Origin of the sequence: Pseudomonas sp. 21 (assembly GCF_000955805.1) — a bacterium.
Classification (GTDB): domain Bacteria; phylum Pseudomonadota; class Gammaproteobacteria; order Pseudomonadales; family Pseudomonadaceae; genus Pseudomonas.
Genome location: NZ_JYOA01000008.1, coordinates 100,137 through 121,935 on the forward strand (window position 1 = coordinate 100,137; position 21,799 = coordinate 121,935).

Genomic DNA, 21,799 nt, shown 5'->3' on the forward strand with positions numbered 1-21,799 from the left:
CATCGGGTGGCGAAATCCTGCGCTTGTTGCAAATTCTGCTTCACCAATACTAGGCCACACGACAACAACAACAGGCAACGATGAGGAAGCCGCCATGTCGAAATTCAAGGCCTACGTCCAGCAGTGGATCGACGAGCATCGCCAGCAATTGTCCGACTGGCACCAGGTGATCTGGCATTTCGCCGAGCCGGCGTTCCGCGAGTACAAGTCCTGTGCCTGGTACGTGGAGCTGCTGCGTCGCGAAGGTTTCACGGTGGAAGAGGGCAGTGGCGGCATGCCCACCGCCTTCGTCGCCACCTTCAGCCAAGGCGAAGGGCCCATCCTCGCCACCTATGCCGAATACGACGCGGTGCCGGGCAACTGCCAGGCGGCGGCGACCAAACCCATGCCGCGCGAGGGTCTGTCGAAGTACGCGCCCGGCCATACCGACCCGCATTCCGCGCTGGGCATCAGCGCCCTGGGCGGCGTGCTGGCGGCCAAGGCGGCGATGCTGGAATTCGGCATCCAGGGCACCATCAGGTTCTTCGGCGAACCGGCGGAAAAGCTGCGCGCCTCCAAGCCCGTGCACGCCGCCAAGGGCTACTACGACGACCTCGACGCCGCCGTCAGCTTCCACCCCACCTACATGCTGCCGCTGAACAACACCACCACCTGGGACACCCACTGCGGCATCGCCTACTCGTACATCTACACCTTCACCTGCGAAGACCCGCAGAACTGGATCGCCGCCGACCGCTACAGCCCGATCCCGCAGAACCACCTCGCGGCCCGTGCGCCGGGCGCCAACGATGCGCTGGTGCACTTCTACACGCTGAACGAAAGCCTGCGCCGCTCGACGCTGCCGTTCACCGGGCTGTGGAGCTTCAACGAGGCCATCCTCACCGCCGGCCAGGCCACCGCGGACAACCTGCCGCCGCACATCTCGCAGATCCAGTACCTGCTGCGCTGCGACTCCATCGAACAGGCCGAGACCATCTCCACGGTGATGGACAACAACGCCGCCGCCGCGGCCATGGCCACCGGCTGCCAGTGGAAGAAGACCTGGGTCTGCAAGTCCCGTGGCGGGTTGGCCAACCACGCACTGGCGCAGGCCTGCTACGACAACCTCGCCGCCATCGGCGCGCCGAGCTGGGGCGAAGAGGCCATCGCCGTGGCGCGGGAAATCCAGGCGAACCTCGGCCTCGATCCCATGGACGAACCCTTCCTGCCGGCCATCCAGGCGCTGATCGAGCCGCAGGAATGCGAGCGCCAGATGCGCCTGCAGATGCCGGCGTGGCAGAAGTACCTGACCTCCGACGATTACCCCGAATACACCTGGCACTGCCCGACCGTGCGCCTCTATGTGGCCCGGCCGATGCTCAGCGCACCGGCGGGCTTCACCTATCCGGACTGGGTATCCAACGCCCTGGGCGGCATCCGCGAGACCATCGACCCGATGATCGACGTGGCGTCGAAAACCATCGGCAGCACCTTGATCGAGCTGTTCACCGATGCCGATCTGCTGGCCGAGGCGACCCGCGAGTTCAACCAGCGCACCGGCGGCGGTATCGGTGGCGAGCAGTGGCAGGCGCCGCTGCTGCCGAAGGACTTCAAGGTCCCGCACCGCTTCCGCTGGCCGGAGTACATCCGCACGGTGCGCGGCGAGGAGTGGTGGATTCCGGCGCGGGAAGACGAGTGATCAGCGCCGACCCGATCTCCCAGACCCGACGGGAAACGCGGGCGCAGGATGGCTTGTTGTAGGAGTGAGCTTGCTCGCGAACCGCCCTCCACCCAAGCGTTGGAGTGAGCGCCAGGTTGTTCGCGAGCAAGCTCGCTCCTACAGGGGGGCGCCGGTGCGGCGGTGCGCTTGAACCAACGCACGAGCGCCGCGCCGAGCTCCATGGTGCGTGAGCGCGACGGGCAGCCTGGCGTCGAGATCAACTGTGGCAGCAGGAAGCCCACCTCCGCTTCGTTCGGCCCGCAGAAACCCGGCTCGCTCGATTCGACGAACTCCTCGTCCCACTGCGGGAAACGTTCGCTCCCGCTCTCGAATGCATGCAGTGCGTTCATGATCGACTCGCCTCCCTAGAGGTCCAGCACCAGCGGTTGCACGCCGCTCTCGTCCTGCGCCGGGATGGCGCAGCAGATCAGTGCGCTGCCGACTTCGGGCAGTTCCGCCGGCGGGTTGGGATAGTGCACCTGGCCGCTGACGATCTTCGTCCGGCAGGTGCCGCAGGAGCCGCCGCGGCAGCTGAAGTCGGGCGAGAGTCCGCGGGCTTCGGCCAGCTCCAGCAGGCTGCCGCTGTCGGGTTTCCAGCGGGCTTCCTTGGCCGAGCCGGCGAAGTACACCGGCACCGGCTCGGTGGCGGCGGGCGGCTGCACCAGCGTTGGCGCGCCGCGGTCGCCCCGGCGCTTGAGCGTCGACGGGCCGAAGGTTTCGGCGTGGATGCGCGCATCAGCGATGTTCAGGCCGCGCAGGCCGTCATAGATCGCCTGGGTGAATTCGCCGGGGCCGCACAGGTAGAAGTCGTAGTCATCCAGCGGCAGGCGGGTCTTGATCGTTTCGATATCCAGGCGCCCGACCGATTCGAAATCGCGGCCAGGGATCGCCTCCGGTTCAGGACGACTGAGCGCACGGTGGACCTGCACATGCGGTGCGCGCTGGCGCAGGTCGGCGATTTCGCGCTGGAACGGCAACTGGCCCAGCGTCCGCGCGGATTGGAACAGATGCACGCGCCGCGCCGGGCCCGCCGCCAGTTCGCGCAGCATCGAGAGCAGCGGGGTGATGCCGACGCCCGCGCCGACCAGTACCACCGGCCGGCCGCTGTCGCCCTTCAGGGTGAAGCTGCCCATGGGCGCGCGGACTTGCAACCGATCGCCCACACGAACCTGTTCGTGCAGGTGGCGGGACGCCGGCCCCTGGGCCTTCACGCTGATGCGCAGCTCACCGTCCGACGGCGCGCTGGAGAGGCTGTAGGTGCGGACCAGCGCCTGTCCGCCCGCCGCCAGGCGCACGGGCAGATGCTGGCCCGGCGCGAAGCTCACGGCGGTTCCGGCCGGCGCTTGCAGGTAGAACGAGCGGATGTCTTCGCTTTCCTGCTCCACTCGCAGCACCTGCCAGTCCTGCCACTGCTGGCGCTGCTCGCGCTCCTTCAGCGTGGCGTCGGCCTCGGCCCAGGTGCCGGTCATCAGGCTGGTGGGCGAGTACTCGCGGAAGCTCCAGCGCAGCGCCAGGGCACTGCGGCGCAGCACGGCGTGCTCTACGTCCAGCGTCCACAGGCGCTCGGCGCCTTCGAAGGCGGCCAGCAGCGGGCTGTCGAAGAGGATTTCGCTGCGGCCGTGGACCTGCAGCACGTCGCCGCTGGCGAAGTCGACGAAGAGCAGCCCGGCCTGCGGGTTGGCCTGCAGGTTGCCCAGGGTGTTGAAGTGCAGGTTGCCCGCGTAGTCGGGGATGGTCAGGCGGTTGCCCTCGACGCGCACGAAGCCGGGGCGGCCGCCGCGATGGGAGACATCCACCGAGCGATCGCCGTCTTCATGCTGCACGTAGCTGGCGACGAAGAAGGTATCGGCGTTGCGGATGATCGTCGCCAGCTCCGCGTTCAGTGCGCCGAAGTCCTCGCGCGGGGCACGCAGGCTGTAGCGCTGCTCGTCGCGGCTCCACTCGCGCTTCTGGATGTACTGCGGGCAGTTGCCGAAGGAGTGCTCGACGGCCACCGTCAGCAGGCCGCCGTCGACCTCGCGGAGGACACCGTTCATGCGGTTGCGCCGGCGGGTATGCAGCTCGATGCCGAGCAGGCCGATGGCCTTCCCGGCCTGCAGGCCACTGGCGGCGGGGTCTTGAATGTCGGGGACGCTGTCGAGCTGCAGGCTTTTCGGATCGGGCGAGGTGACGAAGCCTTCCGCGCCTTCGAGCAGCGTCGCCCAGGGCCGGCCCTGGTCGTCCACGGCGCCGACGATGATGAACGGCAACTGGTGGTAGAACTCGCGGTGCTGGTCGGGCATGTAGTCACGGATGACTTTCTGGCCGTGGACTTCCATGCGCTCGGCGACGCCGACACGCTCCTGGATCGCCTTCTCGCCGGCGTGCCAGGGGGAGGTACGGTGTTTGGGCAACTGGAACATGACAAGCACCTCGCAGAAGGTGCCGCCGGGTCAGCCCGGCGGCGAGGGTTGCATCAGGCTTGCAGGCCGATGGCGGTGCGCTGCATCGGCACGAAGTGCGGCAAGGCTTCCACGCGGGCCAGCCAGGCACGCAGGTTGGGATAGTCCTGCAGGGAGACGTTGCCCTCCGGTGCGTGGGAAATGTAGGCGTAGTTGGACACGTCGGCGATGGTCGCTTCGCTGCCGGCCAGGAAGGGCGTCCTGGCCAGCTCGCCTTCCATCACCTGGAACAGGGCATGGGCGCGGGTGGCGACTTCCTCGGCGTTGAACCTGGCGCCGAACACCGTGATCAAGCGTGCGGCAGCGGGGCCGAAGGCGACCTGCCCGGCGGCCACCGACAGCCAGCGCTGCACACGGGCGGCGCCGAGCGGGTCTTCCGGCAGCCAGCGACCGTTGCCGTACTTTTTCGCCAGGTAGACCAGGATGGCGTTGGAGTCGGCGACGATGACGCCTTCGTCATCGATCACCGGCACCTGGCCGAAGGGGTTCAGCGCCAGGAAGTCGGGGTGCTTGTGGGCGCCCTTGGCAAGGTCGACCGAGATCAGTTCGGTGGGCAGCTGCAGCAGCGAGAGCATCAGCTCGACACGGTGGGCGTGGCCGGACAGCGGGTGGCGGTAGAGCTTGATCATGGCGGTGACTCCGTTGGCTTGAGTGGGTAGGCAGCGCGAGTCGGGCCGTATTGGTTTGCTCGAGCTGATGGGTGAATGCTGCGCCCGATGGCCGGCGCGCAGAATCACCAGGGCGGGCAATCCAGCGTTTCAGAATGCGGAAGAATGGGCGCAGGGCTGCCAGCGGGTGCAGCCGTTACCCAGGGTCGGCAGCGGCGATGTTCGCGAGCAAGCTCGCTCCTACAGGCCAGCTCCGGCGTTTCCTTGTAGGAGCGAGCTTGCTCGCGAACCGCCCAGGGCGCAGAAGGGAGAATGGGACACTGCGTGCTTCAGCCGCGCAACGCCGGATGCGCCCGCAAACGCGGCACCACGAAATCGAGGAAGGTGCGCACCCGCGCTGCCGCGCGGCGGCCTTCGCGGTAGATCAGTTGCACCGGCAGCTCTGGCGCGGCGAAGTCCTGCAATACCACCTGCAGACGCCCGCTGCTCAGCTCGGCATGGGCCTCGTGGCTCAGACAGCGGGTCAGCCCGAGTCCCAGGCTGGCAGCACGGATCGCCGCGTGGGGGGTGCTGCACGCCAGCCGCGGCGACAGGCGCACCGAACGTGGCGCGTCCTGGTGACGGAAGCGCCATTCGCTGACGGCTCCCTGGCTCCCGGAGACGATGATGCCATGTGCCTTGAGGTCTTCCGGCGCCTGCGGTACGCCATGGCGCGCGAGGTAGTCGGGCGATGCGCAGATCACCGGCCGCACCGTGCCCACCGGCAGGGCGAAGCCGGAAGAGTCGGGCAGGGTGCCTATCACCAGCGCCACATCGATGCCGTCTTCCAGCAGGCGCGGCAGGTCCTCCCGATGCCGGCTGACCAGGCGCACGTCGGGAAAGGCCGCCAGGTAATCCAGCGCGATGGGCGCGAAGATGCGGTCGGCCATCAGCAGCGGCAGCGCCAGGTTCAACTGCCCGGCCGGGTGCGCCTGCAGGCCTTCGAGCGAACCTTCTGCCTCGTCGATAGCCTGGAGAATCTGCCGGCAACTGGCGGCGAAGGCTTCGCCGCTGGCGCTCAACTCGACCCCGCGCGGGCCGCGCAGCAGCAACTCGCAGTGCAGGCGGGACTCCAGGGCGGCCACCAGGCGCATCACCGTCGCGGTGGACAGCTCCAGCCGTCGAGCGCCGGCCGCGAGGCTGCCGGAGCGCGCCACGGCGTCGAACGCCTGCATTTCCCGGTAGCGGCTCACGGCTGCGTGGCTTGCAGGGCCGGGTCGGCGCGCAGGCGCTGCGCGCAATGCGTGACGAAGCTGCGCACCTTGGCCGGCAGCCGAGCGTTGTCCTGGTAGAGCAGGTGGATGGGCAGCGGTGCGGTGGCGAACTCATCGAGGACGATTTCCAGCTCGCCGCGCGCCACGGCCCCGGCCGCCTGGTACGACAGCACGCGGGTGTAGCCGCCGCCCAGCCGCGCGGCGTGGATGGCGGCGTTGTTCGAGCTGACCACGAAGCGTGACGGTGGGCGCAGGGTCAGCGGCCCGTCGGGGGTGACGAACTGCCAGTCGGTGAGCAGCACGCTGGTGGCTGCCATCACCACTGGCGCATCGAGCAGGTCGTTCGGGTGCTGCGGACGGCCATGGCGGTCGAGGAAGGCGGGGGCGGCGCAGACCACCGGGCGGATTTCGCCGACCTTCAACGCGGTCAGGCTGCCCTCGGGCAGTTGGCCGATGCGCACGGCAACATCGATGCCCTCGTCGAGCATGTTCACCACGCGGTCCACCAGCAACGCATTGACCGTCACTTCGGCGTGGGCGTCCAGGTAGCTGGCGATCAGCGGGATCAGGTACAGCTCGCCGAACAGCACCGGGGCGGTCACCGTCAGGTTGCCGCGCGGCCGCAGGGCGCTGCCGGAGGCCAGTTCCTCGGCTTCTTCGAGTTCCTGGAGGATGCGGCGGCAGTCTTCGACATAGCGCTGACCGGCTTCGGTCAGACGCACGCTGCGGGTACTGCGGGCCAGCAGCAGGGTGCCCAGGCGCTGCTCCAGCGCGGCGATGGCGCGGGTCACGCTGGGGGGCGACAGGCCCAGCTGCTTCGCGCCAGCGGCAAAGCTGCCGGCTTCGGCCACGGCCAGCAGCACTGTCATTTCCTGAAACCTGTCCATGGATCACCGTTGTCGCCTTGAGCGGGTCGCCAGACTGTAGAGGGAAGCTGCGCCGGATTGAAGTGCCGGCGGCTTGCGGGCGACATCGGCGTGCTTGCCAGCGCCCTGTGGCTTGACCGCGCCCCGGCCACTCCGGCACAAGCGCTGCAGGCGCCCGCAGCGAGGCGCCACCGCCCGCGAGCCTTCCTCCATGACCAGCAAGACCACGGCCACCACGCTGGCCGCTGCCAACAACCCACGCCTGGGCATCGCCCTGTGCCTGCTGTCGATGCTCATCTTCGCCTGCCAGGACGGCATCACCAAGGTACTGGTCCGCCACCTGCCGGTGGCCGAGCTGGTGATGGTGCGCTACTGGGTATTCGTGCTGTTCGCCTTGATCGTCTGTCGCTCCCGGGGCGGCGTTCGCGCCGCCAGCCGCAGCGCCAGCCGCTGGCAACAGGTGGTGCGCGCGTTGCTGGGTGTCGGTGAGATCGCCCTCTTCGGCCTGGCCCTGCGCTACCTCGGGCTTGCCGAGACCCACGCGCTCTATGCGGTCTTCCCGCTGATGACGCTGGGCCTGGCGCGGCTGTTCCTCGGTGAACGGATGGTCGGCCGGCAGTGGCTGGCGGCAGCGGTGGGCTTCGGTGGCACACTGCTGATCCTGCGCCCGGGCCTGGGCGTGTTCGAACCCGCGGCGCTGATCCCGCTGGCGGCGGCGCTGACCTTCGCCTTCTTCAACATCCTCTCGCGGCGTATCAGCCAGACCGATTCGTTCGCCACCACCACGCTGTACATGGCCGTGGTCGGCGCCGTGGCCGCCACCTCCGCCGGGCTTCCCGCGTGGGTCACGCCGACACCCCACGAGGCGCTGCTGATGTCGATCGTCGCCGTCTCCGGGGTGATCGCCCAGTTACTGCTGATCCAGGCGCTGAAGTACGCCCAGGCCTCGACACTGCAGCCGTTCAACTATTCGCTGCTAGCCTTTGCCACGCTGATCGGCCTCATCGTCTTCGGCGAGACACCGACCTTCTGGACCATCACCGGCGCGCTGCTGATCCTGCTGGCGGGGTTGTATTCGATCAGGCCGAAGGCATAGCTACCTGATTTCCTGCGTTGCGGCGGTCGCAGGCATGGCCAGCTCCTACAACCGTCCCATCCAGTGTGCTCCCTGTAGGGGCGGGCCGTGCCCGCCCTTGCCCAGCCACGCCGAATCGCCGATAGACACCATGGTGCAATGTCCGCCTCCCCGCCGGCGTGTTGTCATCTCCGGCAAGGGCGGCCCGGCCAGCGTTCCGGGCGCCCAGCAGCCTGAGCGTGCTCGGCCCGGCGGCCGCACGCTCATTCCACCCAGGCGAACCCGTCGAATCGCGAGGTCTCCATGCTCCTACCCCTTTGCACCTGGTCCGAAATCGAGCAGTTCCTTGGCCGCAGCCGGACCATCGTCATTCCCATCGGCTCCAACGAGCAGCACGGGCCCATCGGCCTGCTGGGGACCGACTGGATGTGCCCGGAAATCATCGCCCACGAAGCGCAGAAGTCGGCGGACATCCTCATCGCGCCGACCTTCAACATCGGCATGGCGCAGCATCACCTGGGCTTCCCCGGCACCATCACGCTGCGCCCCTCGACCTTCATCGCCGCCCTCTGTGACTGGGTGAGTTCCCTGGCCGCCCACGGTTTCGAGAAGATCCTCTTCCTCAATGGCCACGGCGGCAACGTCGCCTCCATCGAGGCCGCCTTCTCCGAGCTCTACGCCCAGGCCAGCTTCGCCCGCCGCCCAGCCGGCTTCGCCCTGAAGCTGTGCAACTGGTGGGACCTGGAAGGCGTCGGCGAGCTGGCCAACCGGCAGTTCCCCAAGGGGCACGGCATCCACGCCACGCCTTCGGAGATCGCCGTCACCCAGTGGGCCTATCCGCAGCACATCAAGTCGGCCGAGTACTCGCCGCCGATCGCCAACTGGGGGCCGATCCGCGAGGCGGCGGACTTCCGCGCGCGCCATCCGGACGGCCGCATGGGCTCCGATCCGGGCCTGGCAACGCCCGAGAAGGGCCGCGAGCTGGTGATGCTGGCCGCCCAGGGGCTGGTGCAGGCCGTCGAAGCCTTCAGCGCCGAGCCCTCGCCATACTGAGCCTCATCGGCCGTCATCTGACCCACCGGAAACCCGAGCTTCGCTCGGGTTTCTGCTTTTCGCGGCCCCCGCCGGCAGCCAGCTAACAAGAGCTAACAGCAGATAACTCGCCCGATTGCGCCGGCCTTGCCACGCTGGCAACCGGGTGTCATTGGCTAACCAGGGAGGCCTCCATGACCCAGCATGATGGCTGCATGAATCTGGCGGGGCGGCGCAGCAATGCCGAATTCGGCGCGTTGATCCTCGGTTCCGGCGAGCCCGACGAGGCGACATCGCGCCAGCTGTACATGGCCGTGCTGCCGCTGCTCATCGCCTTCTTCGAGGGCCAGGCGCAGGCAGGCCGCATCCGCCAGCAGGACATGGGCGACCTGCTGCGCGCCACCCTGCGACAGGTGGACCGGCAGCGCGCCGGCTACGACCCGGCTGTGCCTTTCCGGGCCTGGTTGCTGGAGCTGGCGCGGCATGAGCTGAGCGCCCATCGGCGCGCGGCTCCGGCCGAGGTGCCCGCCAAGTGTGATGCGCAGAAACCGGCGCGGCGCAGGCGTACCGCCGCCGCCCACTGAGTCCAGGTTTTCAGGAAGGCCCGATGCAGTCGATCGAGAAGGTTCTCTATACCGCCCGTGTGCATACCCGTGGCGGCCGTGATGGTGAAGCACGCAGTGATGATGGTCGGTTGCAGGTTCGGCTGACGCCACCGGGCGCACCGGGGGAGGGCAGCAACCCCGAGCAGTTGTTCGCCGCCGGCTGGTCGGCCTGTTTCATCGGCGCGCTGCGGCATGCCGCGAATGCGCGCAAGCAGGAGTTCCCGGCGGACACGGCGGTGGATGCCGAGGTGGAGCTGATGCACGGCGAGCAGGGATTCTTCCTGCGGGCGCACCTGGCGGTCCACCTGCCGGGCCTGGACCCCGAGCTGGCGCAGCGGCTGCTGGATGCCGCGCAGCAAAGCTGCCCCTACTCGAAAGCGCTGCGGGGCCATGTCGCCGTCACCCTGAGCCTGTGCTGATGGGGCATCGCCACCGGCCCTCGGGCGTGACAGCCCGCATAAAAGGCCACGCAAAGGCTTGATCGCGTGCTCGAAACTCCTATCCTGCTAGGACTTGCGGGCCAGTCTCGCGCCCACTCCCTTTGTCGGAAGAGACGCCCCGTGGAGTCCGCAGCGGACGATCCGTCCTCCTCATTGAAAGCGCCGGTCGAATTCGGCCCGTTCCGGGTCGTGCCCGACAAGCGCCTGCTCACCCGTGATGCGCAGCCGATGGACATCGGCGGGCGTGCCTTCGACCTGCTGCTCGCCCTGCTGGAGAAGCCCGGCCGTGTGCTCTCCAAGCGAGAGTTGCTCAAGCGCGTGTGGCCCGACATGGTGGTGGAAGAGGGCAGCCTGCGCTTCCACATGACCGGCCTGCGCCGCGCCCTGGGCGATGGCGAAGACGGCGCGCGCTACATCGCCACCCAGGTGGGTGTCGGCTATGCCTTCGTCGCACCGGTGAACCGCAGCAGCGAAGCGGCGCCGCCCGTGGTGAGCATGGGCGAAGGCGTCGGCAGCTTGCCGCCACGGGTCAAGCTGATCGGCCGCGAGGCCGATGTGCAGATGATCCTGCAGCGCCTGCGCGAGCCCCGTCTGTTCACCATCGTCGGCACCGGCGGAGTCGGCAAGACCAGCCTGGCCAACGAGGTGGGCCACCGCCTGGCTGCCGAACGCCGGCAGGTCGTGCGCTTCATCGACCTGGCGCAAATCGAGGATGAACAGCTGGTGGCTTCGGCACTGGCCGCCTCGGTGGGCGTGCCGGTGCAGGCCGAGGACCCGCTGGCGGTGCTGCTGGCGCACCTCAGGGGCCAGGACCTGCTGCTGATCGTCGACAACTGCGAACACGTGGTGGACGTGGTGTCCGCGCTGGCCGAGCGCATTCGTGACGCCGCTCCCGGCGTCGGCCTGCTGGCCACCAGCCGCGAGCCGCTGCGCGCGCGGGACGAAGAGGCGCATTGGCTGGGCCCGCTGGATTTCCCCGAAGACCCGCATGGCTTGCCGGCGGAAACCTTGCTGGCGTTCCCCGCCGTGCGGCTGTTTGTCGAGCGCGCCGAGGCCGCCAACGCCTCGCTGCAATTGCAGGACGGCGACCCCGGCCTGATCGCCGACATGTGCCGGCGCCTGGGCGGCATGGCCTTGCCCATCGAACTGGCAGCGGTGCGGGTGGCGATCCACGGTGTGAAGGCCACCCATTCGCTGCTGGGCGAGCGATTCTCCCTGGGCTGGTCCGGCCGGCGCACGGCGCAGCCGCGCCACCAGACACTGCGTGCCATGCTGGACTGGAGCTACGGCCTGTTGTCCGGGAGCGAGAAGCTGGTGTTCGACCGCCTTTCGGTCTTCGTCGGACCCTTCTCCCAGGAGGCGGCCGCGCAGGTCGTCGCCGACGCGCGGATCGACGCGCTGGAAGCGGCTGCGATCCTCGATGAGCTGACTGCCAAGGGGCTCGTGGCGGTGGACCGCAGCGAGGCCACCACGGCCTATCGCTTGCTGGAGATGACCCGCGCCTTCGCCCGCGAAAAGGCTGCTGCCCATGGTTTTGATGAGGCGCACGCACTGGCCTTCCGTCATGCCGCCTATAACCTGTGGCTGCTGGAGCGACTGGGTAGCGTGCCCGAGGTGATCTACGAGGGCTGTGCGCGTCTGGCCAGCCAGCTGGGCAACGTGCGCAGCGCGCTGGAGTGGAGTTTCGGCCCGCAGGGCGACCCCGGCCTGGCGCTGCCGCTGGCAGCGGCCAGCGCACCGCTGTTCCTGCACTATTCGCTGCAGGTGGAGTGCCGCACCTGGTGCGCGCGGGCCACCGAACTGCTGGAGCTGGGCTACTTCGGCACGCCCACGGAAATGGAACTGCAAGCGGCCCTCGGGCTGGTGCTGATGTTCACCCGCGGCAACAGCGAGGCCGCCGGCAAGGCCCTGCTGCGCGCGCTGGAAATCGCGGTGACGCTGGGCGACCACTGGGCCGAGCTACGGGTGTTGGGGCGCCTGCAGATCTTCTACGAACGCATAGGCGACTTTGCCTCGTCACTGGCCTGGGCGGAACGCGCGGTGCTGGTCGGCGATACCCTGGGCGAACCGGAAGCGGTGGCGGTGGCCGCCTCGCTCGCCGGTATCTCCCACCACCTGCTGGGCGACCAGGTGCGGGCGCGCGAGGAGCTGGAAAAGTCCCTGCGCAACAGCCTGCCCTCGGAGCGCAGCCGCACGCTGCACTATGGCTTCGACCACCACAACCGCACGGGCCTCGCGCTGGCGCGCACGCTCTGGCTGCTCGGTTGCGCCGACCAGTCGCGGCGCTGGGCGGACCAGGTGGAAGCGGAGGCGGCGGAACTCAATCATCCGGCCACCCATTGCATCGCCCTGGTGTGGACGCTGTGCATCCATATCTGGACCGGCGAGCTGGACAAGGCCGAGCGCAGCCTGGCGACCTTCAGCCGCATCGCCGAGGCCAACGCCTTCGCCCCCTATCAGGCCGCGACGCCGGGGCTGCGCGCAGCCATCGCCATTCGCCGCGAACAACCCGGCGACGCGGTGCGTCAACTGGAAGAAAGCCTCACGCGCCTGCACGGCATGCGCTACGAGCTGCTGACCAGCTCCTTCGAGACCGCCCTGGCCGAAGGCCTGATCCTCGCCGGCGAACACCGCCGCGCGCTGGGCGTGGTGCAGCGCTGCATCGCGCACTGCCGCAGCAGTGGCGATGCCTATGCCTTGCCGGAGCTGATGCGTATCGAGGCGCAGGTCGTCGCTGCGCTGGGCGAGGAAGGGGAGCGGGCCGTGGAGCGCATTCTCCAGGAATCGCTGGCGATGGCCCGCGAACAGGGCGCGCGTGCCTGGGTGTTGCGGTCCAGCCTGGACCTGGCGCGGCTGCGTGCCGGGCAGGGCGAGCGGGCAGAGGCGTTGGCGCTGCTGGACGCCTGCCAGCTAGACGAAGGCGTCGACACGCTGGACGTGCGCCAGCTGGAAGCATTGCGGCGGGCGCTGGGCACGAGCGCCTGAGCCGGGCTCAGCGGCTCTCGGGCGGCGTGATGGCGAGCAGTGCGGCCATGTTCACCAGGTCTGGCAGCGTGCGCGCCTGCATCTTGCGCATGACCCGGCCACGGTGCGCCTTCACGGTGATCTCGCTGATGCCCAGGTCGGCGGCCACCTGCTTGTTCAGGCGGCCGGCCACCACCATCTCCAGCACTTCCCGCTCGCGGCTGGTGAGCAGGGCGTAGGCCTGGCGCAGGGCATCGCGGCGGGACTGCTGGCCGAGCGCGGCGCGGCTGTGTTCCAGGGCGTCGGCAATCGCCTGCAGCAGCGTGTCGCTGTCGAATGGCTTGGTGAGGAACTCCACGGCGCCGGCCTTCATCGCGCGCACGGTGAGCGGCACGTCGCCGTAACCGGTGATGAAGATGATCGGCATCGCCGGGCGCTCGCCGGCCACGCTGCGCTGCAGGTCGAGCCCGTTGAGGTCCGGCAGGTTGACGTCCAGCACCAGGCAGCAGGGCGCGAGGCTCGGCGGCTGGTCGAGGAAGGCGCTGGCGGCGTCGAACAGCACCGGCTGCCAGCCGGCCGAGCGGATCAGCAATTCCAGTGACTCACGCACCGAGATGTCGTCGTCGACCACGTAGACGAGGGGTGTCGCCTCGGACATCGGCAGGGTTTCCGTTCGCTGGGCTGGGATGGGGTTGAACATGCCATGTCCTCCGAGGGGCGTCGACCGGGCTGTCAGCCGACCGGCAGGGCGGCGCTGAGCGCCTTGAGCAGTTCCGCTTCGCTGAACGGCTTGAGCAGGCAGGCCACCGCGCCCTGGGCGATCAGGCGCGGGCAGGTGGTGGCGTCGCTGTAGGCGGTGATGAAGATGATCGGCACGGGGATCGCGCGCAGGGCCAGTTCCTTCTGCAGCTGCGGGCCGCTCATGCCCGGCATTGACACGTCGAGGATCAGGCAGCGGGTGCGCTGCAGGGCATCCGAGGCGAGGAAGTCCTCCGCCGAGGAGAACGCGTTTACCTCGAAGCCGAACTCGCGCAGCAGGTCCGGCAGCGATTCGCGCACCGATTCGTCGTCATCGACCACCGACACGAGCAGGGGCGTGGCCATCAGCAGATCTCCGTCGGTTGGTCGTGGCTGGGGAGTGCCGGCGAGAGCGCCTGCGGCAGCGCGAAGATGAAGGTGGAGCCCGGCCCATCGTGGGTGGTGGCCCAGACCCGGCCGGCATGGTGCTCGATGATCGAGCGGCTGACCCACAGGCCGATGCCCATGCCTGACTGCTTGGTGCTGAAGAAGGCGTCAAAGAGGCGGCCGGCGTCCTCCGGGGCGAAGCCCGCGCCGTTGTCGCGCACCGCCAGGAAGATGCTCGCGTCCAGGTCATGGCCGGTGCTGATGCGCAGTTGCCGGGGGCGGTCGTGCACTTCGTCCAGCGCATCGATGGCATTGAGGATGAGGTTGAGGATCACCTGCTGCAGTTGCACGCGGTCGCCGCTCACGGCGGGCAATTGCTCCGGCAACGTGGGCAGCACCGTCACGCCGTGGCGCTGCAGTTCGTTGTGCAGCATGGCGAGGACTTCTCGGGTGGCCTCGTTCAGGTCCACCTCTTCGCTGACCGCTTCATGGCGGGCGAACAGGGCACGCAGGCGCTTGATCACGTCCGCCGCGCGGTTGCCGTCGCGGATGGTGCGCCGCGCGGTTTCCCGAGCGCCTTCCAGGTTGGGAGTCTGCGCACCCAGCATGCGCAGGCAGGTGCTGGCATTGGTGATGATGCCCGACAGCGGCTGGTTGACCTCGTGGGCGATGGACGCGGTCAGCGCGCCCAGGCTGGCCACACGGGCCACGTGCGCCAGTTCGGCGCGGGTCCGGTGCAGGGTTTCCTCGGCGAGGCGGCGCTGGGTGACGTCCTGCGCCGTGGCGATGTACAGCAGCGCGCCGTCGGCTTCGCGGGTGGCCTGGGCGACCAGGTGGACGTGGCGCAGGGCGCCGCTGGGAAGCAGCAGCCGGTGTTCGTGCTCGAAGTCGCAGCCGTCGCGGCGCTGGCGCCTGAGTATTTCTTCCACGGTGGCGCGGTCGTCCGGGTGGATGCGCGAGAAGATCAGCTCGAAGCTCGGCGTCAGGCCCGGCTGCAGGTCGAGGAGCCGGTAGATTTCCTCCGACCAGGCGATCTCGTCGTTGTCCACGCGCCAGGAAAAGGTGCCGGTGAGGCTGATGCGCTGGGCCTTGGCCAGGAAGGCTTCGCTCTGCCGCAGGGCGGCTTCGCTGCGGGCGCGATCAATGGCGATGCTGGCGAGGTGGGTGAACTGCGAGATCAGCGCGCACTGGTTTTCGTCCATCACCTGGGGCTGGGCGAAGTAGACCGAGAGGATGCCGCTCACCTCGCCGTGGTTGGCCACCACCGGTATTGCCGCCAGCGCCCGCAGCCCGCAAGCCCGTGCCTGTTGCCGCCACTCGGGCCAGCGGGTTTCACCGTACAGGTCGTCGACCTGCACGGTGGCGTTGTCGAGCACGACTTGCGCTTGCGGACTGCCATGAGCTTCCACCGGCTGGCCATCCGCGCCGCCGTACATCGAAGGCGGCAGATGCGGTGCGGCGCCGGCCTGCAGGCGTGGCGTCGCTTCCGGCATTCGGCCATGGCGGGGCGCGACCAGCGTGATGGCGCAGCGGCTGCCCTCGAGGTTGGCTTCCACCAGTTCGCAAAGGGTTTCCAGCACCTGCGGCAGGGCGCAGCCGCCGGCCATCAGGCCGAGCAGGCGTTTCTCGCCGGCCAGCAGCAGCTCGGCGCGCTTGCGCACATGGATGTCGGTGTTGCCGCCGTACCATTTCAGCACGCGGCCGGCCGCGTCCAGCTGGGGCACCGCGCGGATGAGGAACCAGCGATAGCTGCCGTCGAAGCGCCGCAGGCGCGCTTCGAACTCGCCGGCGCTGCCCGCTTCCAGCAAGCCCTGCCAGTAGACGCCCAGTGCCGGCGCGTCTTCGGGGTGCAGGGCGGTCATCCAGCCGACACCGGCGGCGCTCTCCGCCGTCATGCCGGTGTAGTCGAACCAGCGCTGGTTGAGGAATTCCACGCTGCCGTCGGGATCGGTGCGCCAGACGAAGCCTGGCACGGCGTCGATCAGGGTGCGCAGGCGGTCTTCGGAAACGCTGACTTCCTCCAGTGCACTGGCCAGTGACTGCTGGGCCTGGGCGATCAATGCCTGGTCGCGCCGCTGCTCGTCGATGTCCACCTTCAGCACGAACCAGCGCTGGATATGCCCCTCGGCGTCGCGGTGGGGCAGGGCGCGCACGTGGAACCAGCGGTAGATGCCGTCCGCGCCGCGCACCCGCTGCTGGAAGTTGTACGGCTCGCCGCTGGCCACCGAGTGCTTCCAGGCGGCCAGCGCGGAGGGCAGGTCGTCGGGGTGGATGGTGTCGGAACTGGTCCAGTGACGCAGCTCCTCGAAGCTGGCGCCCAGGTAGTCGCTGTTGTGCCGGTTGACGCACTCCAGCTCGCCGGCGGGTGTCATCAGCGAAATCAGCGCGGGGATGCTGTCGATCAGGTCCTGGGTCTCCCGCGTCACGGTCACGGGGGGTGCAGGCAGCAGGTCCTCGATGTCGATGTTCTGGCCGCACCAGCCGGCGGGCTCGCCGAGGTCGTGGGTGAGCGGGCGGGCGCGCAGCAGGAAGCGGCGGTACACCCCATCATGGCGCCGCAGGCGTGCCTGCAGGTCGCGCGGGACGCCGGTCTGGCGGAGGGCGTTCCAGCCGTGCTGCAGCGCCGACAGATCGTCGGGGTGCACCAGCGCCTGCCAGGCAGGCTCGCCGGCGGCGTCGAGGCTGCGCCCGGCATAGAGCCGCCAGGCCTGGTTGACGCTTTCCAGGCGGCCTTCGGCGTTGGCGGTCCACGCCATGTCGGGCAGCTTGTCGACGACTTCGTTGTGCATACCGGTCCTCTCCCGGCGCTAGCCGTGGGGCGAGCATGCGCCTTGCTGGCGGGGCTGCCAATGATACCTAGGTGTCGGCCGCGGTACCGCTAGTGCGTCACGCGCCGGGCCCGATACCAAGGTATCGACCGACACCATGGTGCAATCGCGGCGCCTCCCGGGCTTTGGTGAGATCGCTGCAGGTCGCCGATCCGTCGACCAGTGAACCAGGGAGATCGACCATGCCAGCCGCCCCGTTATCGCCTCATCTTCGCCGCCGCTTCAGCCGCACGCTCATGGCCTCCGCCGTGGGCCTGTTCCTGCTCGGCGACGGGCAGCACCATCTGATGCAGCAAACCTTCGCTGCCACTGCCAGCCGTACCGCGCCGGCCGATGAGAGTGTGCGGCCGTACCGCATCCAGGTACCCCAGGAGCAACTGGAGGACCTGCGTCGGCGCATTGCCGCGACACGCTGGCCGGACCGCGAGACGGTCAAGGATGCCTCGCAGGGCATCCAGCTGGAGAAGGTCCGCGCGCTGGTGGAGTACTGGGGCAAGGACTACGACTGGCGACGCGCCGAAGCCAGGCTCAATGCGCTGCCGCAGTTCGTCACCCGCATCGATGGCGTGGACATCCAGTTCATCCACGTGCGCTCGAAAGAGCCGCACGCCATGCCGCTGATCCTCACCCACGGCTGGCCCGGCTCGCCGCTGGAGTTCCTCAGGACCATCGGCCCGCTGACCGATCCGGTGGCCCATGGCGGGCGCGCGGAAGACGCCTTCGACGTGGTGATCCCGGCGATCCCCGGCCATGGTTTTTCCGGCAAGCCGACCACCACCGGCTGGGGCCCGGACCGGGTGGCCGGCGCCTGGGACGTGCTGATGAAGCGCCTGGGCTACAGCCACTATGTGTCCCAGGGCGGCGACCATGGCTCGGTGATCTCCGATGCCCTCGGCCGCCTGGCCCCGCCCGGCCTGCTCGGGATCCACCTGAACATGCCGGCGACGGTGCCGCCGGAACTGGTCGGGCCGATCAACAGTGGCGCCCCGGCGCCGGCCGGGCTGGGCGCCGACGAGCGCCGCGCCTTCGACGCGCTGAGTACCTTCTTCGGCCGCAATGCCGCCTACGGCGCGATGATGGTGACTCGCCCGCAGACCATCGGCTATTCCCTGGCCGATTCGCCCGCCGGCATGGCCGCGTGGATGTACGAGAAGTTCGCCGCCTGGACCGACAGCGGCGGCGAGCCCGAGCGCGTGCTGAGCCGCGACGAGATGCTCGACGACATCTCGCTCTACTGGCTGACCAACACCGGCGCTTCCTCCTCGCGCTTCTACTGGGAAAACAACAACAACAACTTCAGCGCCGCCGCGCAGAAGACCGACCGGATCAAGGTGCCGGTGGCCATCACCGTGTTCCCCGGCGAGATCTACCGCGCGCCGAAAAGCTGGGCGCAGCGCGCCTATCCCTCGCTGGCCTACTTCCACGCGGTGGACAAGGGCGGCCACTTCGCCGCCTGGGAGCAGCCGCAGCTGTTCAGCGAGGAACTGCGCGAAGCGTTCCGCCCGCTGCGAGCCAGCCTGACCAGCCACTAGCCGCAAATTCCACTCGATCGCCGCTTGCCGGCAACCACCGGGCAGGCCACGTGCCTGCCCTGGAGACCCGTGATGAACCCGTTCAAGCAACCGCTTCTCGGCGCCTCGGCGCTGGCCATCGCCCTCGTGCAATTCACCTCCTGCTCGGTGGCGCAGGCCGCTACCGCGTCGTCGACAGACCCGGCCTTCGGCCCGCTCAAGCACGTCGACGCCGGCCTGCTCAACGTCGCCTACGCCGAAGCCGGCCCGGCCGATGGCCCGGTGGTGATCCTGCTGCACGGCTGGCCGTATGACATCCACAGCTACACCGAAGTGGCGCCGCAACTGGCCGCCAAGGGCTATCACGTGCTGGTTCCCTATGCCCGCGGCTACGGCGAAACGCGCTTCCTTTCCGCCTCGACGCGGCGCAATGGCGAGCCGGCCGCGCTGGCAGTGGACGTCATCGACTTCATGGATGCACTGAAGATCAAAAGCGCCGTGCTGGCCGGCTACGACTGGGGCGCGCGTTCGGCGGACATCGTCGCGGCGCTCTGGCCGGAGCGGGTTAAGGCGCTGGTGTCGGTCAGCGGTTACCTGATCGGCAGCCAGGAAGCGGGCAAGGCGCCGCTGCCGCCGGCCGCCGAGTTGCAGTGGTGGTACCAGTTCTACTTCTCCACCGAGCGCGGCAAGGCCGGCTATGACAAGTACCGCCATGAGTTCGCCAGGCTGATCTGGCAACTGGCCTCGCCGCAGTGGAAGTTCGACGACGCCACCTTCGAGCGCAGCGCCCAGGCGCTGGACAACCCCGACCACGGCGCAATCTCCATCCACAACTACCGCTGGCGCCTGAACCTCGCCGAAGGCGAGCCGCGCTACGCGGAACTGGAGAAGAAGCTCGCGGCCTTCCCGGCCATCAAGGTGCCGACCATCACCCTCGAAGGCGATGCCAACGGCGCCCCGCACCCGCCGGCGGAGGCCTACGCCAAGCGCTTCAGCGGCAAGTACGAGTACCGCCTGATCAGCGGCGGCATCGGTCACAACCTGCCGCAGGAGGCGCCGGACGCCTTCGTCAAGGCAGTCGTCGACGCCGACCACCTGTGAACCGGAGAGCCGCCATGAGCATCACTGGAACCACGCTGCGCGGCATCGTCCTGGCCGGTTTCGCCCTGCTGGTGACGGCGGGCGCCAGGGCCGACGGCGATGCCTCGCCGATCTACGGCGTGCGAATGCCCGAGGGCTACCGCCACTGGCAACTGGTGGCGCCGGCCCAGGAGGCAGCGCCGCTGAACGAACTGCGCGCCGTGCTGGGCAACGACATCGCCATGAAGGCCTACCGCGCCGGCACCTTGCCGTTCCCCGACGGCAGCGTGCTGGCCAAGCTCGCCTGGAAGCACGTGCAGTCGCCGGAGTTCGAGCCGGCGTCGATTCCCGGCGCCGCGACCACCGTGCAGTTCATGGTCAAGGACTCGAAGAAGTACGCGGCCACCGGGGGCTGGGGGTTCGCCCGCTTCATCGACGGCAAGCCCGCCGACGAGGCGCAGCACCAGACCTGCCTGGCCTGCCACCAGGCGCGGGTGAAGGACCACGACCTGGTTTTCACCCGCTACGCACCCTGACCGCTGCTCCTTGAAAACCCTGGAGGTTCCCATGAACCAACGATGGCTGATTACCGGTTGCTCCCGCGGGCTGGGCCGTGCGCTGGCCGAAGCGGTGCTGCAGGCCGGGCACCGCCTGCTGGCCACCGCCCGCGACCCGGACGCCCTGGCGGACCTCGCCCGGCTCTACCCGCAGACGCTGCGCCTCGCGCCACTGGACGTCACCGACCCCGCCGCCGCGCAGGACGCCGTGGCGCAGATGGTCGAGCAGTTCGGCGGGCTCGATGTGCTGGTCAACAACGCAGGCTTTGGCAACGTCAACTCGGTGGAGGACACCTCGCTGGAGGAGTTCCGCCGGGAGATCGAGACCAACCTGTTCGGCACCATCATCGTCACCAAGGCGGCGATCCCGCTTCTGCGCCGGCAGCGCAGCGGCCACATCATCCAGCTGTCGTCGGTGGGCGGGCGCATCGGCGCGCCGGGACGCGCGCCCTATTCGGCGGCGAAGTGGGGCGTGGAAGGTTTCTCCGAAGTGCTGGCGCGGGAGATGGCGCAGGTCGGCGTGCGGGTGACGATCGTCGAGCCCGGCGGCCTGCGCACCGACTTTGCCGGCACCTCGACGACGCTCTCGGAAGGGCGCTTCGAGTACGACGCCGTGGTGGGCGCCGTGGCGCGCCGGCAGCGCACCTACGACGGCAATCAGCCCGGCGATCCCCAGCGCGCCGCTCAGGCGATCCTCGCGGTGGCCTGGATGGATCGTCCGCCGTTGCGCCTGGCCCTGGGCAGCGATGCGCTGCTGGCCATCGAGAACGCCGACAAGGCACGGCTGGCGGAGCTGCGCCTGTGGCGCGAGCTGAGCGAGTCCAGCGACTTTCCCCGCTCGGCATGAGCGTTCCCCGCACGGTCCGAAATTCCCCCGAGCCGCCGTGCGGGGCTTTTTATTTCTCACATCCTCAGCAAGGAGATTCACCATGAAAACAACCCTCACCGCCCTGGCGCTCGCCAGCGGCCTGCTGGCCGGCAGCGCTTTCGCGGCTCCGGTGAAACCGACGGTGGTGCTGGTGCATGGCGCCTTCGCCGACGCTTCCAGCTGGAACGGCGTGACCCGCCTCCTGGAAAAGGACGGCTACAGCGTGATCGCCGCCGCCAACCCGCTGCGCGGCGTGGCCAGCGATGGCGCCTACATCGGCAACATCGTCGGCAGCGTCAAGGGGCCGGTGGTGCTGGTGGGCCATTCCTACGGCGGCAACGTGATCAGCGCGGCAGCCAGCGACCGGGCCAACGTCAAGGCGCTGGTCTACGTCGCCGCGTTCGCCCCGCAGAAGGGCGAGAGCGCCGCCGAGCTCGCCGGCAAGTTCCCCGGCAGCACCCTCGGCCCGACCCTGGCCGCGCCGGTGGCACTGGCCGGTGGCGGCAAGGACCTGTACATCCAGCAGGACAAGTTCCACGACCAGTTCGCCGCCGATGTCCCCGCCGGCGAAGCCGCGCTGATGGCGGCGGCGCAGCGACCGGTCACCGAGGCGGCGTTGAACGAGAAGGCTGGCGCGGCCGCCTGGACGGCGATTCCGTCTTGGTTCGTCTACGGCGACCAGGACCGCAATATCCCGCCGCAGGCCCTGGCTTTCATGGCGCAGCGCGCCCAGGCGAAGGACGTCGAGGTGGTACGCGGGGCTTCCCATGTGGTCATGGTCTCGCACCCCGAGGCGGTGGCGCGCGCCATCGAGAAGGCGGCTACCGGCTACTGATGGCCGGGAACA

General features: G+C 69.0%; 18 protein-coding genes. 11 read left to right on the forward strand and 7 right to left on the reverse strand.

Annotation, left to right across the window (positions count from 1 at the left end; translation table 11 throughout):
- The first annotated feature begins 94 nt into the window (after window positions 1-94).
- A complete protein-coding gene (locus UB43_RS19845; RefSeq protein ID WP_045214400.1) occupies window positions 95-1,678 on the forward strand; it encodes a peptidase M20 in 1,584 nt (527 codons plus the stop codon).
- 386 nt (window positions 1,679-2,064) lie between these two features.
- Here the strand turns inward: UB43_RS19845 and UB43_RS19850 are convergent, their stop codons facing one another.
- The 4 genes from UB43_RS19850 to UB43_RS19865 form a co-directional block, all read right to left on the reverse strand.
- On the reverse strand, window positions 2,065-4,101 hold the full coding sequence (locus UB43_RS19850; protein ID WP_045214402.1) for a pyridoxamine 5'-phosphate oxidase family protein: 2,037 nt from the start codon (window positions 4,099-4,101) through the stop codon (window positions 2,065-2,067).
- A gap of 53 nt (window positions 4,102-4,154) precedes the next feature.
- Window positions 4,155-4,769 carry a glutathione S-transferase family protein gene (locus UB43_RS19855; RefSeq protein ID WP_045214404.1) on the reverse strand — a complete coding sequence of 205 codons (615 nt, stop codon included), beginning with the start codon at window positions 4,767-4,769 and terminating at the stop codon, window positions 4,155-4,157.
- A gap of 308 nt (window positions 4,770-5,077) precedes the next feature.
- On the reverse strand, window positions 5,078-5,980 hold the full coding sequence (locus UB43_RS19860; RefSeq protein WP_045214406.1) for a LysR family transcriptional regulator: 903 nt from the start codon (window positions 5,978-5,980) through the stop codon (window positions 5,078-5,080).
- Window positions 5,977-6,888, reverse strand: coding sequence for a LysR family transcriptional regulator (locus tag UB43_RS19865; RefSeq protein ID WP_045214408.1), 912 nt, complete (start codon window positions 6,886-6,888; stop codon window positions 5,977-5,979). Before UB43_RS19865 ends, UB43_RS19860 begins: the two co-directional genes overlap by 4 nt.
- A gap of 190 nt (window positions 6,889-7,078) precedes the next feature.
- Here UB43_RS19865 and UB43_RS19870 point away from each other — a divergent pair, with 190 nt between their 5' ends.
- The 5 genes from UB43_RS19870 (at window position 7,079) to UB43_RS19890 (ending at window position 13,004) form a co-directional block, all read left to right on the forward strand.
- The gene (locus tag UB43_RS19870) at window positions 7,079-7,963 is read left to right on the forward strand and encodes a DMT family transporter (protein WP_045214409.1); all 885 of its coding nucleotides are present in this window, start codon (window positions 7,079-7,081) and stop codon (window positions 7,961-7,963) included.
- A gap of 282 nt (window positions 7,964-8,245) precedes the next feature.
- Window positions 8,246-8,995: a creatininase family protein gene (locus tag UB43_RS19875; RefSeq protein ID WP_045214411.1), complete on the forward strand. Its 750-nt coding sequence runs from the start codon at window positions 8,246-8,248 to the stop codon at window positions 8,993-8,995.
- 173 nt (window positions 8,996-9,168) lie between these two features.
- On the forward strand, window positions 9,169-9,558 hold the full coding sequence (locus UB43_RS19880; RefSeq protein ID WP_052969576.1) for a hypothetical protein: 390 nt from the start codon (window positions 9,169-9,171) through the stop codon (window positions 9,556-9,558).
- Window positions 9,559-9,581: 23 nt separating this feature from the next.
- The gene (locus UB43_RS19885; RefSeq protein WP_045214413.1) at window positions 9,582-9,998 is read left to right on the forward strand and encodes an organic hydroperoxide resistance protein; all 417 of its coding nucleotides are present in this window, start codon (window positions 9,582-9,584) and stop codon (window positions 9,996-9,998) included.
- Window positions 9,999-10,139: 141 nt separating this feature from the next.
- A complete protein-coding gene (locus UB43_RS19890; RefSeq protein ID WP_045214415.1) occupies window positions 10,140-13,004 on the forward strand; it encodes a winged helix-turn-helix domain-containing protein in 2,865 nt (954 codons plus the stop codon).
- Window positions 13,005-13,011: 7 nt separating this feature from the next.
- On the opposite strand, the gene UB43_RS19895 is transcribed toward UB43_RS19890, so the two are convergent.
- Genes UB43_RS19895 through UB43_RS19905 form a run of 3 tightly spaced genes read right to left on the reverse strand, consistent with a single transcriptional unit; the run spans window position 13,012 to window position 16,897 of the window.
- Window positions 13,012-13,683: a response regulator transcription factor gene (locus tag UB43_RS19895; RefSeq protein WP_082085876.1), complete on the reverse strand. Its 672-nt coding sequence runs from the start codon at window positions 13,681-13,683 to the stop codon at window positions 13,012-13,014.
- A 32-nt stretch (window positions 13,684-13,715) separates the two neighbouring features.
- Window positions 13,716-14,087 (reverse strand): response regulator transcription factor, encoded by a 372-nt coding sequence (locus UB43_RS19900; RefSeq protein WP_045214417.1) that lies wholly within the window; start codon window positions 14,085-14,087, stop codon window positions 13,716-13,718.
- Complete coding sequence (locus UB43_RS19905; protein ID WP_045214419.1) at window positions 14,087-16,897, reverse strand: PAS domain-containing protein; 2,811 nt, start codon at window positions 16,895-16,897, stop codon at window positions 14,087-14,089. Before UB43_RS19905 ends, UB43_RS19900 begins: the two co-directional genes overlap by 1 nt.
- 326 nt (window positions 16,898-17,223) lie before the next feature.
- Between UB43_RS19905 and UB43_RS19910 the strand changes: the two genes are divergently transcribed.
- The 5 genes from UB43_RS19910 to UB43_RS19930 all read left to right on the forward strand — a co-directional run bounded on the left by UB43_RS19910 (window position 17,224) and on the right by UB43_RS19930 (window position 21,787).
- The gene (locus UB43_RS19910) at window positions 17,224-18,468 is read left to right on the forward strand and encodes an epoxide hydrolase family protein (protein ID WP_256205201.1); all 1,245 of its coding nucleotides are present in this window, start codon (window positions 17,224-17,226) and stop codon (window positions 18,466-18,468) included.
- A 72-nt stretch (window positions 18,469-18,540) separates the two neighbouring features.
- Entirely contained in the window at window positions 18,541-19,548 is a 1,008-nt protein-coding gene (locus UB43_RS19915; protein ID WP_045214422.1) for an alpha/beta fold hydrolase, read from the forward strand.
- Window positions 19,549-19,562: 14 nt separating this feature from the next.
- Window positions 19,563-20,063 carry a cytochrome P460 family protein gene (locus UB43_RS19920; RefSeq protein ID WP_045214424.1) on the forward strand — a complete coding sequence of 167 codons (501 nt, stop codon included), beginning with the start codon at window positions 19,563-19,565 and terminating at the stop codon, window positions 20,061-20,063.
- Window positions 20,064-20,094: 31 nt separating this feature from the next.
- Window positions 20,095-20,931, forward strand: coding sequence for an oxidoreductase (locus tag UB43_RS19925; RefSeq protein WP_045214426.1), 837 nt, complete (start codon window positions 20,095-20,097; stop codon window positions 20,929-20,931).
- A gap of 82 nt (window positions 20,932-21,013) precedes the next feature.
- Window positions 21,014-21,787 (forward strand): alpha/beta fold hydrolase, encoded by a 774-nt coding sequence (locus tag UB43_RS19930; RefSeq protein WP_045214428.1) that lies wholly within the window; start codon window positions 21,014-21,016, stop codon window positions 21,785-21,787.
- The last annotated feature ends 12 nt before the right edge of the window (window positions 21,788-21,799 follow it).

What these genes read in the sequence shown, in the direction of transcription:
- UB43_RS19845 (WP_045214400.1), top strand. Translation starts at nt 95, where the DNA reads ATGTCGAAATTCAAGGCCTACGTCCAGCAGTGGATCGACGAGCATCGC.
- UB43_RS19850 (WP_045214402.1), bottom strand. Translation starts at nt 4,101, where the DNA reads ATGTTCCAGTTGCCCAAACACCGTACCTCCCCCTGGCACGCCGGCGAG.
- UB43_RS19855 (WP_045214404.1), bottom strand. Translation starts at nt 4,769, where the DNA reads ATGATCAAGCTCTACCGCCACCCGCTGTCCGGCCACGCCCACCGTGTC.
- UB43_RS19865 (WP_045214408.1), bottom strand. Translation starts at nt 6,888, where the DNA reads ATGGACAGGTTTCAGGAAATGACAGTGCTGCTGGCCGTGGCCGAAGCC.
- UB43_RS19870 (WP_045214409.1), top strand. Translation starts at nt 7,079, where the DNA reads ATGACCAGCAAGACCACGGCCACCACGCTGGCCGCTGCCAACAACCCA.
- UB43_RS19875 (WP_045214411.1), top strand. Translation starts at nt 8,246, where the DNA reads ATGCTCCTACCCCTTTGCACCTGGTCCGAAATCGAGCAGTTCCTTGGC.
- UB43_RS19880 (WP_052969576.1), top strand. Translation starts at nt 9,169, where the DNA reads ATGACCCAGCATGATGGCTGCATGAATCTGGCGGGGCGGCGCAGCAAT.
- UB43_RS19885 (WP_045214413.1), top strand. Translation starts at nt 9,582, where the DNA reads ATGCAGTCGATCGAGAAGGTTCTCTATACCGCCCGTGTGCATACCCGT.
- UB43_RS19895 (WP_082085876.1), bottom strand. Translation starts at nt 13,683, where the DNA reads ATGTTCAACCCCATCCCAGCCCAGCGAACGGAAACCCTGCCGATGTCC.
- UB43_RS19900 (WP_045214417.1), bottom strand. Translation starts at nt 14,087, where the DNA reads ATGGCCACGCCCCTGCTCGTGTCGGTGGTCGATGACGACGAATCGGTG.
- UB43_RS19905 (WP_045214419.1), bottom strand. Translation starts at nt 16,897, where the DNA reads ATGCACAACGAAGTCGTCGACAAGCTGCCCGACATGGCGTGGACCGCC.
- UB43_RS19910 (WP_256205201.1), top strand. Translation starts at nt 17,224, where the DNA reads ATGCAGCAAACCTTCGCTGCCACTGCCAGCCGTACCGCGCCGGCCGAT.
- UB43_RS19915 (WP_045214422.1), top strand. Translation starts at nt 18,541, where the DNA reads ATGAACCCGTTCAAGCAACCGCTTCTCGGCGCCTCGGCGCTGGCCATC.
- UB43_RS19920 (WP_045214424.1), top strand. Translation starts at nt 19,563, where the DNA reads ATGAGCATCACTGGAACCACGCTGCGCGGCATCGTCCTGGCCGGTTTC.
- UB43_RS19925 (WP_045214426.1), top strand. Translation starts at nt 20,095, where the DNA reads ATGAACCAACGATGGCTGATTACCGGTTGCTCCCGCGGGCTGGGCCGT.
- UB43_RS19930 (WP_045214428.1), top strand. Translation starts at nt 21,014, where the DNA reads ATGAAAACAACCCTCACCGCCCTGGCGCTCGCCAGCGGCCTGCTGGCC.